Here is a 719-nt window from a genome sequence, read left to right on the forward strand (position 1 = left end):
CATGTACTCGGGCAGCCGTTGCTTGAGCGCGGCACGCAGCGCGGCCATGTCGAGCGACTCGGGAGCGGCGACGTAGCCGACGAGGCGCTTGTCGCCGGGCACGTCTTCACGCACCAGGGCCACGGCCTGACCGACGTTGTCGAAGGCCAGCAGGGCTGCTTCGACTTCAGCGAGTTCGATGCGGTAGCCGCGCACCTTCACCTGCGCATCCGCGCGGCCAAGGAACTCCAGCACGCCGTCACCCCGCCAGCGGGCCAGGTCGCCCGTGCGGTAGAGGCGGGCACCCGGAACACCTGAGAAGGAGTCGGGGACGAATCGCTCGGAGGTGAGGGCGGGCTGCTCCACGTAGCCACGGGCCACGCCGTCGCCGCCGATGAACAGCTCACCGACGACGCCAGCGGGCACTGGCTGACCGTGCGCATCCAGCACGTACACCTGCGTATTGCCGATGGGACGGCCAATGGGCACGGAGGAGCCCACGTGCTCCACCGAGGTCATGCGGTGGGTGGAGGCAAACAGCGTCGTTTCCGTGGGGCCGTAGCAGGCCGTGACGGGGATGCGCAGCTCTTCGAGCACGCGGCGGACATGCGGCGCGCTCACGACATCGCCACCGGTGAGCAGTTGCTTCACGCCGCGCAGGGCCGGGAAGTTGTTGTCGACCACCTGGGTGAAGAGGCCGGCGGTGAGGTGCAGCGTCGTCACGCCGTGCTTCACCAGCA

Annotated in this window: 1 protein-coding gene; it reads right to left on the reverse strand. The window is 69.0% G+C overall.

Annotated features, from left to right (window positions below; translation table 11 throughout):
* On the reverse strand, positions 1–702 hold a 702-nt coding region (locus G4D86_RS51770), incomplete at its 3' end, for an AMP-binding protein (RefSeq protein WP_164003103.1).
* Between the last annotated feature and the right edge of the window lie 17 nt (positions 703–719).

Source organism: Pyxidicoccus caerfyrddinensis, from assembly GCF_010894405.1.
In the GTDB taxonomy this organism is placed as follows: Bacteria; Myxococcota; Myxococcia; order Myxococcales; family Myxococcaceae; genus Myxococcus; species Myxococcus caerfyrddinensis.